This window comes from Priestia sp. YIM B13489 (assembly GCF_042787645.1).
GTDB lineage: Bacteria > Bacillota > Bacilli > Bacillales > Bacillaceae_H > Priestia > Priestia megaterium.
In genome coordinates, this window is record NZ_JBHZOQ010000053.1 from 495,732 (window position 1) to 512,407 (window position 16,676).

At 37.8% G+C, this 16,676-nt stretch carries 19 protein-coding genes; 18 read left to right on the forward strand and 1 reads right to left on the reverse strand.

Annotation, left to right across the window (positions count from 1 at the left end; all coding sequences use genetic code 11):
• The 11 genes from sdhB (at position 1) to ssuD (ending at position 8,641) form a co-directional block, all read left to right on the forward strand.
• Positions 1 to 774 (forward strand): succinate dehydrogenase iron-sulfur subunit, encoded by a 774-nt coding sequence (gene sdhB / locus ACFX4W_RS08415; RefSeq protein ID WP_013059398.1) that lies wholly within the window; start codon positions 1 to 3, stop codon positions 772 to 774.
• Between the two features lie 63 nt (positions 775 to 837).
• The gene (locus ACFX4W_RS08420; protein ID WP_280560395.1) at positions 838 to 1,287 is read left to right on the forward strand and encodes an acyl-CoA thioesterase; all 450 of its coding nucleotides are present in this window, start codon (positions 838 to 840) and stop codon (positions 1,285 to 1,287) included.
• Positions 1,288 to 1,461: 174 nt separating this feature from the next.
• Positions 1,462 to 1,686 (forward strand): spore germination transcription factor GerE, encoded by a 225-nt coding sequence (gene gerE, locus ACFX4W_RS08425; RefSeq protein ID WP_013059396.1) that lies wholly within the window; start codon positions 1,462 to 1,464, stop codon positions 1,684 to 1,686.
• Positions 1,687 to 1,889: 203 nt separating this feature from the next.
• Positions 1,890 to 2,216, forward strand: a complete 327-nt coding sequence (locus ACFX4W_RS08430; RefSeq protein WP_026106709.1) for a hypothetical protein — start codon at positions 1,890 to 1,892, stop codon at positions 2,214 to 2,216.
• A 148-nt stretch (positions 2,217 to 2,364) separates the two neighbouring features.
• On the forward strand, positions 2,365 to 2,865 hold the full coding sequence (locus ACFX4W_RS08435) for a cation:proton antiporter regulatory subunit (protein WP_013085158.1): 501 nt from the start codon (positions 2,365 to 2,367) through the stop codon (positions 2,863 to 2,865).
• The gene (locus ACFX4W_RS08440; protein WP_025750630.1) at positions 2,866 to 4,077 is read left to right on the forward strand and encodes a cation:proton antiporter; all 1,212 of its coding nucleotides are present in this window, start codon (positions 2,866 to 2,868) and stop codon (positions 4,075 to 4,077) included. It abuts the gene before it with no gap.
• A gap of 190 nt (positions 4,078 to 4,267) precedes the next feature.
• Complete coding sequence (locus tag ACFX4W_RS08445; RefSeq protein WP_026106708.1) at positions 4,268 to 5,011, forward strand: ABC transporter ATP-binding protein; 744 nt, start codon at positions 4,268 to 4,270, stop codon at positions 5,009 to 5,011.
• Between the two features lie 33 nt (positions 5,012 to 5,044).
• The gene (locus ACFX4W_RS08450) at positions 5,045 to 6,031 is read left to right on the forward strand and encodes an aliphatic sulfonate ABC transporter substrate-binding protein (RefSeq protein ID WP_043976047.1); all 987 of its coding nucleotides are present in this window, start codon (positions 5,045 to 5,047) and stop codon (positions 6,029 to 6,031) included.
• Positions 6,032 to 6,041: 10 nt separating this feature from the next.
• Positions 6,042 to 6,896: an ABC transporter permease gene (locus ACFX4W_RS08455; RefSeq protein WP_016765676.1), complete on the forward strand. Its 855-nt coding sequence runs from the start codon at positions 6,042 to 6,044 to the stop codon at positions 6,894 to 6,896.
• A 69-nt stretch (positions 6,897 to 6,965) separates the two neighbouring features.
• A complete protein-coding gene (ssuE, locus tag ACFX4W_RS08460) occupies positions 6,966 to 7,520 on the forward strand; it encodes an NADPH-dependent FMN reductase (RefSeq protein WP_043976049.1) in 555 nt (184 codons plus the stop codon).
• Entirely contained in the window at positions 7,517 to 8,641 is a 1,125-nt protein-coding gene (gene ssuD / locus ACFX4W_RS08465) for an FMNH2-dependent alkanesulfonate monooxygenase (protein ID WP_043976051.1), read from the forward strand. The genes ssuE and ssuD overlap by 4 nt, the downstream gene beginning before the upstream one ends.
• A 66-nt stretch (positions 8,642 to 8,707) precedes the next feature.
• On the opposite strand, the gene ACFX4W_RS08470 is transcribed toward ssuD, so the two are convergent.
• Complete coding sequence (locus ACFX4W_RS08470; RefSeq protein WP_013059387.1) at positions 8,708 to 8,914, reverse strand: hypothetical protein; 207 nt, start codon at positions 8,912 to 8,914, stop codon at positions 8,708 to 8,710.
• A 240-nt stretch (positions 8,915 to 9,154) separates the two neighbouring features.
• Here ACFX4W_RS08470 and ACFX4W_RS08475 point away from each other — a divergent pair, with 240 nt between their 5' ends.
• From ACFX4W_RS08475 to ACFX4W_RS08505, 7 genes are all read left to right on the forward strand, one after another.
• Complete coding sequence (locus ACFX4W_RS08475; protein ID WP_043976053.1) at positions 9,155 to 11,173, forward strand: penicillin-binding transpeptidase domain-containing protein; 2,019 nt, start codon at positions 9,155 to 9,157, stop codon at positions 11,171 to 11,173.
• Between the two features lie 442 nt (positions 11,174 to 11,615).
• Positions 11,616 to 12,248: a DUF47 domain-containing protein gene (locus ACFX4W_RS08480; protein WP_218039679.1), complete on the forward strand. Its 633-nt coding sequence runs from the start codon at positions 11,616 to 11,618 to the stop codon at positions 12,246 to 12,248.
• Between the two features lie 15 nt (positions 12,249 to 12,263).
• Positions 12,264 to 13,262 carry an inorganic phosphate transporter gene (locus ACFX4W_RS08485; protein WP_043976056.1) on the forward strand — a complete coding sequence of 333 codons (999 nt, stop codon included), beginning with the start codon at positions 12,264 to 12,266 and terminating at the stop codon, positions 13,260 to 13,262.
• Positions 13,263 to 13,376: 114 nt separating this feature from the next.
• Positions 13,377 to 13,991, forward strand: a complete 615-nt coding sequence (locus ACFX4W_RS08490; protein ID WP_043976058.1) for a PH domain-containing protein — start codon at positions 13,377 to 13,379, stop codon at positions 13,989 to 13,991.
• Between the two features lie 211 nt (positions 13,992 to 14,202).
• Positions 14,203 to 14,646: a MarR family winged helix-turn-helix transcriptional regulator gene (locus ACFX4W_RS08495; RefSeq protein WP_013059382.1), complete on the forward strand. Its 444-nt coding sequence runs from the start codon at positions 14,203 to 14,205 to the stop codon at positions 14,644 to 14,646.
• 10 nt (positions 14,647 to 14,656) lie between these two features.
• Entirely contained in the window at positions 14,657 to 15,451 is a 795-nt protein-coding gene (gene racE / locus ACFX4W_RS08500) for a glutamate racemase (protein WP_025601441.1), read from the forward strand.
• A gap of 114 nt (positions 15,452 to 15,565) precedes the next feature.
• Positions 15,566 to 16,651 carry a GerMN domain-containing protein gene (locus tag ACFX4W_RS08505; RefSeq protein ID WP_025601439.1) on the forward strand — a complete coding sequence of 362 codons (1,086 nt, stop codon included), beginning with the start codon at positions 15,566 to 15,568 and terminating at the stop codon, positions 16,649 to 16,651.
• Positions 16,652 to 16,676 lie beyond the last annotated feature (25 nt).

A 16,676-nucleotide genomic window follows, 5' to 3' on the forward strand; every position in this document is an offset into this window, starting at 1 on the left:
ATGAGTGAACAACAAACAGTCCAAAAGACAGTGCGCTTCATTATTACACGTCAAGATTCAGCTGAATCTGCTCCTTACAATCAGGAGTTTGAAATTCCGTATCGTCCGAATATGAACGTTATTTCAGCACTGATGGAAATCAGACGTAACCCTGTTGATGCTTCAGGTAAAGAGGTTGCTCCGATAAACTGGGAAATGAACTGTTTAGAGGAAGTATGCGGAGCCTGTTCAATGGTCATCAACGGTAAACCTCGTCAGTCATGTACAGCTCTTGTTGATAAACTAGAACAACCAATTCGCTTACAGCCAATGAAAACATTTCCTGTGGTTCGTGATTTGCAAGTAGACCGCAGCCGTATGTTTGATTCACTAAAAAAAGTAAAAGCATGGGTTCCAATCGATGGCACATACGATTTAGGTCCAGGACCGCGTATGCCTGAAAAGAAACGTCAGTGGGCGTATGAGTTATCCAAATGTATGACATGTGGCGTTTGCTTAGAAGCTTGTCCAAATGTAAACGACAAGTCAAACTTCATCGGTCCAGCACCGCTTTCTCAAGTTCGCCTGTTTAATGCCCATCCAACTGGTGCGTTAAATAAAGGAGAACGTTTAGAGACGATTATGGGTGATGGAGGACTAGCGAACTGCGGGAATTCTCAAAACTGCGTTCAATCATGCCCAAAAGGAATTCCATTGACTACTTCAATCGCAGCTTTGAACCGCGATACAACAATTCAAGCATTCAGAAGTTTCTTTGGTAGCGATCAAGTATAATCACTCAAAACCTCTCCACGCGGAGAGGTTTTATTTTGTCTATGACGAACGGAGGAAATACAGATGAATAATATTTCGTATATTGAAGACATGGATCATTGGAAAGAGTCATTTTCGTTTAAGCAGGAGATCAAGGTAAGATTTTCGGAAACAGATATGTTTGGGCATTTAAATAATACGGTTCCTTTTGTTTATTTTGAACAAATACGTACGGAATTCTTTCACCATATTGGCTTTATGCAAAAGTGGACGAGTGAGCATGAGGGAACGATACCGGTGGTGGCTGATTTGCAGTGCGATTATGTCAAACAAGTGTATTTTGACAACATGCTATCTGTTTTTGTAAAAGCTCATAGAATTGGACGTTCGTCGGTTGATTTACACTATATGATTCAAAATGAGCAAAAAGAGGTTGTACTCACCGGGAGAGGAACAATGGTGCAAATTTCTAAAGAAACAGGAAAAAGCGTCCCGTGGAATGAAGAGATGAAAAGGTGTTTATCAAATATATGAAAATGGCTTGAAGGCTCTTTCTTCAGGCTTTTTTTCTTTTTTAAAGGTGAAAAAGAGTTTTTTGCATATTTTTTCTAAAACTAGTAACCGCGTAGGCATACCGCACATAAGATATGTTGACTAAATTTACACCCATCCGATAGTTCAACTCAGGATCAGGCAAGGAGGGTTACATTGAAAGAAAAAGAGTTTCAACCTAAACCGCTACTTACAAAGCGTGAACGAGAAGTATTCGAGCTTTTAGTACAGGACAAAACAACAAAAGAAATCGCGAGTGAACTATTCATTAGCGAAAAAACAGTTCGAAATCATATTTCTAATGCGATGCAAAAGCTTGGAGTCAAGGGGCGTTCTCAAGCAGTCGTAGAACTCCTTCGAATGGGAGAACTTGAACTATAACATGAGCTGGCTTTCTTCTTAGAAAGCCAGCTTTTTGTATATTTTTTTCAGTGTCGCATACATATCTAAAAAGAATAACATTAAGAAAAAATTATAAAAAAGGTAAATCTTTATAAAAAAAACTTATTGCTTGAAATTGAATTTCAGAGTACGTATACTTTTAAGTAAGGAGATACTAGTTCAGAAGAAAGAGAGGTGAGATGATGAAAAATATATGGATGAGCTTATTGTTATGCATGATATTCTGTTTGCCTTTTGCGAGTTTGCCAGATAAATTTATTGATAACGACTTTGAAAAAGTGAAGGTCACAAAAAGTTCGGTTCAGCATTACACGGATATCGTGCACATGTCTCCAGGAGCTAAGCACAGCGTTAAACAAATAGGATCTCTCATACAAAGTGTGATAGTAACTTTTGCTTTAGTATGGGTGAGTGCCAAACTCATCATTCCGACGCATCAAATTGCGTATTTTATCCTCAAGAAAACACTTTTTTATCCAAAAATCTTTCAATCAAGTTACCTCAATTAAATAAAAAAGGTTGAAATTTCAACAGCCTTTTCTTCAAACCTAAAATTACCCACTATTCTTAGGCTTATTTGCTATGCGGATTTTCTAGGCAAATAACGCGGCAAAATTAAAAAAATCTTTTTAAAAACTTTATAGGAGTGATCATTCAATGATGATTAAAGAAACGGAGTTACCAGGAATCGGCCGTAAATTTGAAATTGAGACAAGCGGAGGAAACCGCGTAGTCGTTATCATTCATGATGATGGAAGACGTGAAATCTATCACTTCGATCAAAAAGATTTAGAAGAAAGCATTTTTGACATTACGTTAACAGATACGGAATCAAGACAGCTAGCTGCAATTTTAGGCGGCATGATTTACAAGCCAAAAGCAATGGAAACCATTGAAGTGGCATTCAATGACTTAGTTATTGAGTGGTACAAAGTTGAAAAACAAGCGAAAGCTCACAGTAAAACAATTGGTGAAATTGACGTTCGCAGCAATTATGATGTCACTATCATCGCCGTCATTAAAAACACGCAAAAAAAATTATCAACTCCAGGACCAGATACGTTAATTGAAGAAGGAGATACGCTTGTTATCTCTGGAGAACGAGGAAATTTAAAAACGCTCATTAAAGAATTGCTTTCACAAGGAGGTAGTTCATAATTGGATCATTTAGTATTTGAAGTTGGGACAGCTTTGTTACTAGTAGCTTTAGCGGCTATACTAGCACATAAATTTAAATTTACGATTATTCCATTCCTCATTCTGCTGGGCATGGCGGTCGGTCCCCATGCTCCTGAGTTTGGCTCATTCAGTTTAAAGTTTATTGAAAGCCAAGAGATTATTGAATTCATGGGGAGAATTGGAGTTCTCTTTTTACTCTTTTATTTAGGATTAGAATTTTCAGTTGGAAAGCTAATTAAATCAGGTAGGTCCATCGCGGTGGGAGGATCTATTTATATTTTAATTAACTTCACTTTAGGATTATTGTATGGATACCTGACAGGAAATCCTCTTCTTGAAGTGCTGATTATCGCTGGAATTATTACGATTTCGTCCAGCGCAATTGTCGCAAAAGTATTGGTTGATTTAAAACGAACAGCGAATCCAGAAACGGAACTGATATTAGGGATCATCATGTTTGAAGATATTTTCTTAGCCGTTTATCTTTCTGTCGTTTCAGGGTTGGTGCTTGGAGACCACGGATCGCTTGCTGGATCTTTAACATCTATTTTAATTGCGTTTGGCTATATGATGCTGTTCTTTATCATTGCTCGAAAAGCCACGCCGCTGCTAAATAAACTTTTAAATATTTCATCAAACGAAATCTTTATAATCGTCGTTTTTGCGGTATTGTTTTTTGTGGCAGGCTTCTCAGAAACAATTCACGTGGCAGAAGCAATTGGTGCGTTATTGCTTGGACTTGTATTTTCTGAAACGGAACATCGCGATCGGATTGAACATCTTGTCGTACCGTTTCGTGATTTCTTTGGAGCTATCTTTTTCTTCAGCTTCGGGTTAAGTATTGATCCTCTTACGCTGTGGGATGCAGGATGGCTTGCGCTTGGCGCAGTTGCGCTTACGATCATTGGTAACTTTACAGCCGGTATGATTTCAGGAAGAAAAAGCGGGCTGTCACACAAGGCCTCTACCAACATTGGGTTAACGATTATGTCACGAGGCGAGTTTTCGATCATTATGGCTAACATTGGAATTGAAGGAGGATTATCCGCAATTCTTCAGCCATTCGCCGCGCTTTATGTATTGATCTTAGCTATTATTGGCCCTTTGTTAACGAAGGAGTCTAAGCATATATACGGATTTTTAAACTCAGTATTTAAATGGAAAAAGCCAAATCCTCAAGAATCAAAGTGATAAAATATATAAAACGCAGTTGACAAATCGGATTAATATGATAAAATTCAAAATAATCCAATAACAAATCAGTTAAATATAGCAACGGGCTGATCGGTCAACCGAAAGCTCCTACCTTTTTCAGGTAGGAGCTTTTGTGTTTTTAGATGAACGAGCTTTTAATTTAAAAATTCAAGGAGGAGGAACTGCTTTGAGTGTTGTCATTCAATCTGTTAACCGCTCATTTCAAAAAGGAGAACAAGTAACTCAAGCATTGCGAAATGTAAATCTTACGATTAATAAAGGTGAATTTATCACCGTTATTGGTCCGAGCGGGTGCGGAAAAAGTACACTGCTTAAAATGATTGCAGGACTTGATATGGATTATGAAGGGCGTATTGAAATCAACGGGAAGTACATAGCCGGACCTAGCATTAAACAAGGAATGATCTTTCAAGAACACCGCTTGTTCCCTTGGCTTAATGTAGAGCAAAATATAGCGGCTGACTTATCGCTGAAAGATTCGAACGTTCGGCGCCGCGTAGATGAGTTAATTGATATTGTCAGGCTGAAAGGATTTGAAAAAGCTTATCCTCGAGAACTATCTGGGGGGATGTCTCAACGAGTTGCTATTGCGCGTGCTCTTTTAAGAAATCCAGAGGTTTTATTGTTAGATGAACCGTTTGGTGCGTTAGATGCTTTTACGCGCACTCATTTGCAAGATGTGCTGCTAGACATATGGAAAAAAGAAAAAACAACCATGATTTTTGTTACCCATGATTTAGATGAATCCATTTACTTGGGAACTAAAATTGTGATTATGAGTGCCAGACCAGGAGAAATTAGCCGGGTCGTTCCAGTAGAAATTAGTCATCCGCGAAAAAAGACAGAGTTACCGTTTCAGCAGCTAAGGCAGCAAGTACTGAAAGAATTTGAAGAAGCAGGAGAACATTAAAGATTCAATAAGACAGAGAAGGGGACAGAACAGATGAAAAAGCTACTTTTAACTGCAGCTATTGTACTTGTTCTCGCATTGGCTGGGTGCGGGACGAAAGAAAAAGCGAGCGGAGAAGATTCAAAAAACGTTACAATTAATATTGGTATCCAACAAAGCTTAGGTCCTTTAATGCTGGCACAAAACCAAAAATGGTTTGAAAAAGAATTTAAAAAAATAGGTGTAAATGTTAAATGGACAGAGTTTCAAAGCGGTCCTCCGCAATTTGAAGGTTTAGCATCTGGACATTTGGATTTCGGCCAAGTTGGAAATTCACCGGTTATTTCTGGTCAAGGCGCAGACATTCCGTTTTTAGAAATTGCTAATTCCAGCGACGGGTTGAAAGGAAATGCCATTTTAGTAGGGAAAAACAGCAAGATTAAAAGCGTAAAAGATTTAAAAGGTAAAAAGATCGCGGTTGCGAAAGGAAGCAGCGGTTTTAATTTATTGTACAGAGCTCTTGACCAAAATGGGTTGAAGCCAAGTGATGTAAAGATTATTCAGCTTCAGCCAGACGAAGCTCAGCCAGCATTTGAAAATGGATCAGTGGATGCATGGTCAATCTGGGAACCGTTTATCTCACTGCAAAACTTAAAAAATGAAGCTCGCATTTTAGCAGACGGCGATTCATTAAAGGTTGCTTCACCAGGTTTTACTATTGTAAGAGAAGGCTTTGCAAAAGATCATCCAGAGTTAGTCGTTAAGTTTTTACAAGTTTATCAAAAAGCGCTTGAATGGCAAAACGAACATTTTGAAGAATCTGTGGATATTTTAGCAAAACAAAAAAATCTAGATAAAGACGTAGTAAGACAAGTGTTAAAAAATAATCCTGCCTATAATCGCCCAACCTCTAAAGAAATTATTGCAGAACAACAGCGGACAGCTGATTTTCAACAATCTTTAGGCGTTATTAAAAAGAAAATTGATACTGGAGATGTTGTTGATAATTCATTTATTGAAAAAGCATTAAAAGACAAATGAGGTGATGAAAATGAGTAAAACATCTGTGGTTTCAGGACACGTCCAGTCTTCAGCAGCTCACTTGCAAAAAATGAAAAAAAGAAAGGAAGAAGCGAAAAATAAGCAGGGGATTTTTCTTCGTTCTCTTGTCGTGCCACTTCTGCTTATTGTCGTGTGGCAAATCATTGGTTCTGCGGGCTATGTATCCAAAACTGTACTTCCTACACCTGTTGATATCATACTTTCTTTCAAACAGCTCATCGTATCTGGAGAACTTGGAGCTAACCTTCAAATCAGTATTTTGCGTGCTGCCATAGGTTTTGCCGTTGGAGCTGGACTAGGGTTACTATTTGGTGTAATTGTCGGTTTCTCAAAGAAAACGGAGCACTATATGGATCCATCTATTCAAATGCTTAGAACTGTTCCTCACCTTGCGTTGGCGCCTTTATTTATCTTATGGTTTGGCTTTGGTGAAATTTCAAAGATATTGCTAATTGCAAACGGTGCATTTTTCCCAATCTATGTTAATACGTATCTAGGCATTCGCGGCGTTGATTCGAAATTATTTGATGTTGCTCGTGTTCTTCAATTTAGTAAATGGAAACAAATCACAAAACTCATTTTACCAGCTGCTCTTCCTAATATTTTACTTGGTGTCCGATTGTCTTTAGGTATTGCATGGCTCGGACTGGTAGTTGCTGAATTAATGGGAGCAAGTGAAGGTGTAGGATACATGATTATGGATGCTAGACAGTTTTCTCAAACGGACGTAGTTTTTGTCGGAATTATTATTTTTGCTGTTGTAGGCAAATTAACCGATTCATTTGTCCGAGTATTAGAAAAGCGTCTTCTTAAATGGAGAGACAGCTACGCAGGTGAAAAATAAAAGAAGGATTTATATACGTATTAATCCTTGTAAATCTATCAGTTTTATAAGTTAAAAGGAGAGATGATAATGAGCCAGGTTACAATTATTACAGGAAGCCCTTCAAAGCAATCAAGGTCAGCTGCTTTAAGCAAGTATATTGCAGCATATCTACAAGATGAAAAATATGAAGTGAAAACTGTGCATGTTCGTGACTTGCCCCCTGAAGACTTAATATATGCTAACTTTTCTAGCCCTGCGATTCAAGAAGCTCAAAAGAAAGTGGCAGATGCTGATGCCGTTATTATTGTCAGCCCAATTTATAAAGCTAGCTACACAGGAATTTTAAAAACATTTTTAGATTTAATACCTGAAAAAGGTTTGCACAATAAAACCGTGCTGCCGATAGCCACAGGTGGAACCATTGCTCACCTACTGGCTCTTGATTATGTATTTAAGCCGACTTTATCCGTTTTAGGAGCTACTGCTCTTATTCATGGAGTTTATATTGTTGATTCTGAGGTGGCCTATACGAAAGAAAATGAAATTGAGTTTATTGCGGAAGAAGCAGAAGTGAGAATTAAACGTTCATTAAAAGAGCTGGGATATCATCTAGAACAAACGAAAAGGAGTGTTGAATCATGAAAATGTTATGGTTTATTCCTTCCCATGGAGATGGAAGATATTTAGGGACAAATCGAGGAGGTCGTTCAGCAGACTATTCATATTTTCGGCAAGTTGCTCAAGCAGCTGACCGGTTAGGGTTTGAAGGAGTTTTGATTCCAACGGGGAAATCATGCGAAGACCCGTGGCTATTGGCTGCTTCACTTATACCTGAAACAGAGCGTTTGAAATTTTTAGTAGCGGTACGTCCCGGCATTATGGCTCCTTCCGTGGCAGCGCGCATGACCTCGACTCTTGATCGAATTTCAAAAGGTCGTTTACTAGTTAACGTAGTAGCAGGAGGAGATCCAGCAGAATTAGTCGGAGACGGCCTTTTCTTATCACATGATGAACGTTATGAAGCTGCGGATGAATTTTTAGATGTGTGGAAAGGGTTATTGGCTGGAGATACGGTTAATTATGAAGGAAAACATATTCATGTAGAGAACAGCGAGCTGTTGTATCCACCTGTTCAAAAACCTTCTCCACCTATTTATTTTGGCGGATCTTCACCCGCAGGACAAAAAGTTGCAGCAAAACATTCTGATGTGTATTTAACGTGGGGCGAACCTCCTGAACAAGTAAGAGAAAAAATAACGGCTGTGAGAAAGCAAGCAGAAGCAGAAGGCAGAACCGTTAAGTTTGGGATTCGTTTGCATATTATTGTACGCGAAACGGAAGAAGAAGCTTGGCAAGCAGCCGATCGATTAATTCAGCATTTGGACGACGACACGATTCAAGCTGCACAGCGTACTTTTGCTAGGTATGACTCAGTCGGGCAGCAGCGAATGGCGAGCCTTCACAGAGGAACCCGAGAGGAACTTACGATTAGCCCTAACTTATGGGCAGGTGTAGGGCTCGTCCGGGGAGGCGCAGGAACTGCACTAGTAGGCAGTGCTGAAAATGTAGCGAAACGAATAAAAGAATATGAAGCTTTAGGAATTGAATCTTTTATTTTATCAGGCTATCCGCATTTAGAAGAGGCTTATCACGTAGGAGAGTTATTGTTCCCGCTTTTAAATATTGATGACGGTGAAGGAAAGAGTGAAAGCATCGGTGAGATTATTGCAAACGATAGGTTTCCAAAAGCTTCAACGTCGTAAAAGAAGAACCGGTGAAAAATTCACCGGTTCTTCTTTTACATTCATCTCAGCCGAGAGACGAGTTCGTTAAATTGTTGGTTTAGGTTTTTCAGGTGCAGCTTGTTTATCTTTTCGACTTTCTTGAATATATACTTTAAAGAGAAAAATATTTAAACAGCCCAGTGTGAGGAATAACGGTGCAAAATAATATTCTTGAGACATAAGTAGGACGAAAACGCTTCCAAAACAGAACAGAGAACTAAACATAAAGTAAAACTGTAAGAATCTTCTCATTTTAGTCGCCTCCTATTCTTTTTCTTCTTACAATTATTATATCAAATACTTTCCAAAAAAGACACAAAATATTCACAAAATGTTCAATTTTTTTCTTATTTACCTATTGATTTTTTTGTCGATATGTAAATTTAGTGGGTTGTAATACCAATTAATTCCTGATCTTAACTTTCCGATGGAAAGTTTATGTAAAATTTTATATGATAGAGAAATGGTATTGAAAAAAGGGGGAAAATCATCATGAGACGAATTGGGTGGCTATTTTTTACTATGGCAATTCTCTTATTAATAACTGCCGGTTGCTCAAATGATCAACAGAAAGCACAGGATCGATTTGATAAATATGTAGCTATGTGGAATAAAGAAGATTTTAAAGGCATGTATGGATACTTGTCTAAAGATGCTAAAAAGACGATTTCAGAAAAAGATTTTGTGAATCGATATAAAAATATCTATGATGCAATTGAAGCGGACAAGCTTAAAGTGAAGGCAAGTAAAATAGAAGACTTAGAAATAAAAGACCATAAAGCTGTTTTACCTTTTGAAGTAAACATGAACTCTGTAGCCGGTGAAATCTCATTTAAAGAAAATGCTGCTGTGGTTCAAGAAAAACAAGGGGATACAGAGAATTGGTATATTAATTGGAAGCCTAATATGATTTTTAAAGGACTTAAGCAAGGAGAGCAAGTAAGAGTAGCTACTCAGTCAGCCGTGCGTGGAGAAATTATGGATCGTTCAGGGAAATATTTAGCTCAAAACGGAGAAGCGATTCAAGTTGGAGTTGTTCCCCAGCAGTTTTCTAAAGGCGGCGAGCAAGCGATACAACAATTAAGCAAGACTCTTGCTCTTTCAGAAAAAAGTATTAATCAAGCACTGAGCGCTTCTTGGGTGAAAGAGAATCAATTTGTTCCTATTAAAACAGTTAGTCAAAAAGACGCCTCTAATTTAGAGAATTCTTTGAAAAAAGTAGAAGGCATTCAACAAAAAAAGGTAAATGCGCGCGTATATCCTTGTGAAGAAGCGTGTGCCCATTTAGTTGGATACGTTGCGCCTGTCACAGCGGAATATTTAAAAGAGCATAAAGATGAAAGCTATAATGCTCAGTCTAAAGCTGGAATGATTGGCTTAGAGTCTTTATATGAAGATAAGCTTCGTGCTCGAGACGGCGTCACGATTTATACTGTAGATAAAGATGGTAATAAAAAGAATGAAATTGCAAAAATGAATCCAAAAGACGGGGAAAGCATTCAAGTTACGGTAGACACGAATGTTCAAAAATCCCTTTATGAACAGTTAAAAGCTGAAAAAGGAGTAGCTACTGCTCTTCAACCTAAAACGGGAGAAATATTAGGTCTTGTAAGCACGCCAGCTTTTGATCCGAATTCTTTTTCTTTTGGAATCGATGCTAATACGTACCAATCCCTTTCAACGAATCCCGATAAGCCGTTAATGAATCGCTTTACCAAAACGTATTCCCCGGGATCTACATTTAAGTTAGTCACGGGAGCTTTAGCGGTTGATGAAGGTGCGGTAAATCCAAACGAAAGTATATCAATCAGCGGGAAGAAATGGCAAAAAGATAAAAGCTGGGGAAATTTCTACGTAACACGAGTGGGAAGCAAGCCGAATGTTAATTTACGTGATGCTTATGTTACATCTGATAATATTTATTTTGCGCAGACTGCTTTGAAGCTAGGTTTAGACAAATTTAACAGTGGTTTAAAACAGTTTGGGTTCAATCAAAAAATGCCTGTTAATTATCCTTTTGAAACGTCTAAAATTGCAGGTGATCAAGATATTAAAGATGAGGGAGTATTAGCAAACTCTGGCTATGGCCAGGGGAAACTGCAAGTGAATCCTCTCCACTTGGCATTGATGTATACATCGATTGTAAACGATGGAAACATAGTAAAGCCTATTCTTATGAACGGTAATGAGAGTGGAATATGGAAAAAACAAGTAATATCTAAAGAAACGGCGCAATTAATTCAAAATGATTTAGTTGATGTCATTGAAGATAAAAACGGTACGGGTCATGCTGCAAAGATAGATGGGTTAACCCTAGCTGGAAAAACTGGAACGGCAGAATTAAAGAAAACTCAAGGTGAAAAAGGGCAGGAAAACGGCTGGTTTTTAGCTGTGGATACAAAACAGAAAAACCTACTCGTTTCAATGATGGTTGAAGGAGTAGAAGATAAAGGCGGAAGTCATTACGTCGTGCCGAAAGTAAAAAATGTATTTCAGCAATATAATAAGTAAATAATAAAAGCCAGTTCTAAAGGAGCTGGCTTTTATTATTTACACAAGGGGAGTAATGTTAAGTTTTTGTAAATCCCAGTTTTATACAAACTCTGAAAACCCTTATTTTAAAAGGAATGAACGTATTATTGTTAATGTATTGTAAAGAGACCTAAAAAAATGTGTTTGAAAAGTTATTGACAATTAACAATAATAGGAGTAATTTTTGACTTGGCGTAAAAAAATGAATCGCATAACCTATAAGTAAAAGAACCACCTTTTGGGACTTTTGCTCTGGTAAACGTTTGTTTTTTTAGAATTTTTTGATACACAAGAGAGGTGGTTTCTCTCGTTATAGTAATGAACAGCTAAGTTTTATCCATTACTTTAAATGAAAAAAGAAACTAGAACACATATAAAAAGATAGAGAGAAAAAACGAGTGGTAAAGTTTCGATAAATTGGATGGAGGATTGCAACGTGATCAAAAGAAAAAAAGACAAGTTTTCTGAAATGTTAATGGACATTGCCCAAAATATTAAGGACTCAGCAGATTTTTTAGGCAGCTTTGAACTTCAAAATGTATCTGACCTAAAGGAATTTGCCAATGTTTTAAAAGCGTATGAATCAAAAGGTGATAAATACGTGCATACAGTGATTACTGAGTTGAACAAAGCATTTATTACTCCAATTGAGCGTGAAGATATTTTACAGCTAGCAATGAGCATGGATGATGTACTTGATGGCATCGACAGCTTTGCTGCTTTAATGGAAATTCATTCAATTACGACATTTGATGAATATGTAGCTGAATTTGTTAAAAATATTCAAGGCTGTGCTGAAGAGATTTTAATTACTATTAATTTGTTGTCTGAGAAAAAGCTTCTTCAAATTAGTGAACATGCAATTAAAATTAAAGAGTATGAGTCACATTGTGATACATTATATCGTCGTGCACTAAAACAATTATTTGCAACATGTAAAGATCCAATTAAAGTTATTCAATATAAAGAAATTTATGAAACGCTAGAAGAAATCGCGGATTATTGTCAAACGGTTGCGAACAACTTAGAATCAGTTATTATGAAGAATGCGTAACGGGGCTATATTATAATGGATTCGATGCTAATATTAACCATTCTAATTGTAGTTGGTGCACTTGGTTTTGACTTTATCAACGGATTTCACGATACAGCTAATGCCATTGCGACTTCTGTTTCAACCAAAGCTTTAAAACCGCGACATGCAATTCTTTTAGCCGCAACCATGAACTTTGTCGGTGCTATGACGTTTACGGGCGTAGCCAAAACGATTACAAAGGATATCGTTGATCCTTATACGCTTCAAAATGGTTCTGTCGTTATTTTAGCAGCATTAATTTCTGCTATCGCGTGGAATCTAATCACATGGTATTTCGGTATCCCTAGTAGTTCTTCTCATGCAATTATTGGATCGATTGCAGGAGCAGCTATTGCAGCTGCTGGATTTGGTGCTTTAAATTACAAAGGTTTCATCAAAATCATTGAAGCCCTTCTAATTTCACCAGTTCTAGCCTTTGTAGTAGGTTATATCGTCTATACGATTATCAAACTAACGTTTAAAAACCATAACTTGACGAAAACGAATAAGCGTTTTCGACGCGTTCAAATCCTGACTGCAGCCCTACAATCTTACACACACGGTACGAATGATGCGCAAAAAGCAATGGGTATCATTACGCTAGCGCTTATTGCTAACAATATGCAAAGCGGTACTGAGATTCAGTGGTGGGTACAGCTGGCTTGTGCGGTGGCAATGGGACTTGGAACGTCAATTGGTGGATGGAAAATCATTAAAACCGTTGGCGGTAAAATTATGAAAATTCGTCCTGTTAATGGAGTAGCTGCGGACTTAACAGGTGCTGCCATTATCTTTGGAGCAACGTTTGTTCATCTACCTGTCAGTACTACTCATGTTATTTCATCTTCTATCTTAGGTGTAGGTTCTGCTCACCGAGTGAAAGGTGTAAAATGGGGAACTGCACAGCGCATGGTGATTACATGGATTATCACATTGCCAATTTCAGCTTCATTAGCTGCACTTATCTATATGATTTTAAATTTGTTATTTTAATAAATGTGGAGCTTCTTTTTAAGAAGCTCCTTTTTTTTATTTACATCCCCTCATTTGCACAGTACACTTAAAACATGAAAATAACACAATTGTTTTTAAAAGGGAGATGGGGAAATGTTTGGAAAAGTGGCTGCTGATGTATTAGGGCTAAGTGATATTGGTTCTGTTATTAAGCCAGTTGATTATGACAAGGTAGATGCAGACGATTACGTTATGCATGAAGAACAAGAAAAAATTTATTTTCTAATCAAATCAAAGTCAGATGAATATTGCTTTACCAATAAAGCGCTCATTCATCTTGATGGAACAAGTGCTACAAGCAAAAAGCGAATGCTTCGCCGCTATAACTACAGCACAAATCACATTTCAAACGTGATGCTAGAAACGGCTGGAACTGTCGATTTAGATGTGGAAATTAAATTTAAAATTGGCTCGGAGACGTTTTCTATCGATGTACACAAAAAGCATATAGAAGAGGTAAAAGATTTATATAAAGCGCTGTTTAAAATATCTGAAATAACGCGTGAAAATGAAATTGCGCTCGATTTTGCTAAACAAAGCATTCAGCTAGCTTCTTCTACGCTAAGCAGTACAAGAAATACAAGTGGAAGTGTTGCTGGTGAATTTAAAGAAATTAACGAAGCTGCGTTTTCTTGGTTATTAGATAAAAAAACAGCCTACACAACAAAAGATTTCAGCTCAGTTTTCGAGCTGTATATCAATAATTAATAGAAACAGCTGCTCCTTTTATGGAACAGCTGTTTTTTAATGCTGAATGAGAGTATGTAGACTTATGATGAACGTTGTAGAATCCTCATGTTAACCTTGAAAAATCACTGAAAAAAGAGCACAATATAAAATAGAAAAGAGAAACAATAGAGACGGGTTTAACTGAAAGAAATAATAGAAAATAAGACTTATAGGTGGAAAGGATTACGGTATGACAGCAAAAAATAATGAGGATACAGTGGCAGAATTAGAGAAGTCACTTCGACATATTGCAGCGATTGTGAAACAAAAAGGAAGAGAAATTTTAGAAGACTATACGATTACGCCACCTCAGTTTATTGCTTTGCAGTGGCTGTTTGAACGTGGAGATATGACGATTGGTGATTTATCAAATCGTATTTTTCTTGCTTGTAGTACAACGACAGATTTAGTAGATCGTATGGAAAAAAATAAGTTGGTGGTTCGGGTGAAAGATCCAAAAGACCGCCGCGTAGTGCGTATTCATTTGCTTCCTGAAGGAGCACGTGTTATCGAAGAAGTAATTGAAAAGCGACAAACGTATTTAAATGGCGTACTGGCAAACTTCTCTCCGAGTGAAACGGAAGTTTTACGAGTAACGTTACGAAAATTGCATGATGAAATGAAAGAAAAATGAGGCGATTGTTTTGAGTAGACCAATTGGTGTTATAGATTCAGGTGTGGGCGGATTAACGGTAGCAAAGGAAATTATGAGACAGCTTCCGAAAGAACAAATTATGTACATTGGAGATACAGCCCGCTGCCCATACGGTCCTCGCCCTAGTGAAGAAGTACGAGCTTTCACGTGGGAGATGACTAATTATTTAGTAGATAAAGATATTAAAATGCTTGTTATTGCGTGTAATACGGCTACGGCAGTTGTGCTGGATGAAATTCAAGAACAGCTCGATATTCCGGTTATAGGCGTCATTGAACCAGGATCACGCGCTGCGCTTAAAGTAACTAAAAATCATAAAATAGGCGTAATCGGCACAAACGGAACCGTGAAAAGTCAAGCCTATACACATGCACTCCGCGCTCTTCATACGAGAGTGGAAGTGGAAAATTTAGCATGCCCTTTGTTTGTACCTCTTGTAGAGAGCGGTAATTATGAAGGACCGGAAGCACAGCGAATTGTAAAAGAAACATTAAAACCTTTTTATCATACAGATATGGATACCCTTATTTTAGGATGTACGCATTATCCGTTATTAAAGCCAGTTATTCAAGAAGCAATTGGGCCTAGAGTTCAGTTAATCAGTTCTGGCGAAGAAACGGCAATAGAGGTAAGTGCCATTCTTTCTTATAGCAATTTACTAGCTCCTAGAAACATGGAGCCTGAACACTACTTCTTTACAACAGGATCAACAGAACTGTTTCAATCTATTGCATCTAAATGGTTTGAGCACCCTGTATATAATGTTGAACATATCAAGCTTTAAAACCGTGCATATCATGCTCGGTTTTTTCTTGTGGACAAAAACTTTTTTGAGCTGGTCTAAAATGCAAAAAAGCTCGTATACATAGTAGTACAAACAGTCTGAGGAGGGAAAGGAATGTCCAAAAAGACCCAACTTGTTCTCATATCCGCCGTGGTGACCACATCTGTATTGTTATCCGGCTGTGGACTTTTCGGAGGGGATAACGCAGCAAAGGAAATTGATCCGCCAAAGGATGTCACCTATGTGAAAGATGAAAAATCATTAGCGACTGAAGCGAAAGTAACGGAAGCTAATAAAAAACAAAGTAAAGCCGCAGAAACATCTGCGCCTACCAAAAGAGAACTCTACTTAATTGATAAAAACGGGTACGTTGTTCCCCAGACGCTTGAAATTCCTAAATCAAAAGGTGTCGCTAAACAGTCTCTTGAATATTTAGTAGAGGGTGGACCGGTCACAAACTTATTGCCAAATAATTTCCGAGCGGTTCTTCCTGCTGATACAAGAGTTTTAGGGACAAAGCTGGAAAGTGACGGCACGATGGTAGCAGATTTTTCACCTGAATTTGCTGAGTATAAAAAAGAAGATGAACTCCGTATTCTGCAGGCCGTCACTTGGACGCTGACGCAGTTTGAAGGCGTAAATAAAGTTAAAATTCGCATTAACGGCTATGATAAAGATGAGATGCCTGTAAATCATACGCCAATCAGTAAAGGGTTGAGCAGAGCAGATGGCATTAACTTTGATAATACTGGAGTAGTTGACGTAACTCAAACGAAGCCAGTTACGATTTATTACTTAGCTCAAGAGGGCAAACAAACTTACTATGTTCCTGTCACAAAACGAATTGCTTCTGATGACAAAGATATGTACACTGCAATTGTGAACGAGCTTGTAGAAGGACCAGCGCCTGCATCAGGTTTAGTGACAGACTTTAATCCCGATGCGAAGCTCGTAGCAGCTCCAAAGTATGCGGACGGTGAGTTAACGCTGAACTTTAATAAAAACATCTTTGGGAATTTGAAAGGAACGGAAATTTCTCAGCATGTTCTCGACTCCTTAGTGTTATCTCTGACGGAACAAAAAGCCGTAGACAGCGTTGCCATTAAAGTGAATGGCAAAAAAACGCTAAAAGATGAAAAAGGGAAAAAATTAACGGAACCAGTTTCAAGACCGAAAAATGTGAACACAGGTAGTTTTTAAAAACAAATTTTTGTTATACTAGTAA

Coding starts and splice junctions, on each gene's coding strand:
- sdhB (WP_013059398.1), top strand. CDS start 1: ATGAGTGAACAACAAACAGTCCAAAAGACAGTGCGCTTCATTATTACA.
- ACFX4W_RS08420 (WP_280560395.1), top strand. CDS start 838: ATGAATAATATTTCGTATATTGAAGACATGGATCATTGGAAAGAGTCA.
- ACFX4W_RS08430 (WP_026106709.1), top strand. CDS start 1,890: ATGAAAAATATATGGATGAGCTTATTGTTATGCATGATATTCTGTTTG.
- ACFX4W_RS08435 (WP_013085158.1), top strand. CDS start 2,365: ATGATGATTAAAGAAACGGAGTTACCAGGAATCGGCCGTAAATTTGAA.
- ACFX4W_RS08450 (WP_043976047.1), top strand. CDS start 5,045: ATGAAAAAGCTACTTTTAACTGCAGCTATTGTACTTGTTCTCGCATTG.
- ACFX4W_RS08455 (WP_016765676.1), top strand. CDS start 6,042: ATGAGTAAAACATCTGTGGTTTCAGGACACGTCCAGTCTTCAGCAGCT.
- ssuE (WP_043976049.1), top strand. CDS start 6,966: ATGAGCCAGGTTACAATTATTACAGGAAGCCCTTCAAAGCAATCAAGG.
- ssuD (WP_043976051.1), top strand. CDS start 7,517: ATGAAAATGTTATGGTTTATTCCTTCCCATGGAGATGGAAGATATTTA.
- ACFX4W_RS08470 (WP_013059387.1), bottom strand. CDS start 8,914: ATGAGAAGATTCTTACAGTTTTACTTTATGTTTAGTTCTCTGTTCTGT.
- ACFX4W_RS08475 (WP_043976053.1), top strand. CDS start 9,155: ATGAGACGAATTGGGTGGCTATTTTTTACTATGGCAATTCTCTTATTA.
- ACFX4W_RS08480 (WP_218039679.1), top strand. CDS start 11,616: ATGGAGGATTGCAACGTGATCAAAAGAAAAAAAGACAAGTTTTCTGAA.
- ACFX4W_RS08485 (WP_043976056.1), top strand. CDS start 12,264: ATGGATTCGATGCTAATATTAACCATTCTAATTGTAGTTGGTGCACTT.
- ACFX4W_RS08490 (WP_043976058.1), top strand. CDS start 13,377: ATGTTTGGAAAAGTGGCTGCTGATGTATTAGGGCTAAGTGATATTGGT.
- ACFX4W_RS08495 (WP_013059382.1), top strand. CDS start 14,203: ATGACAGCAAAAAATAATGAGGATACAGTGGCAGAATTAGAGAAGTCA.
- ACFX4W_RS08505 (WP_025601439.1), top strand. CDS start 15,566: ATGTCCAAAAAGACCCAACTTGTTCTCATATCCGCCGTGGTGACCACA.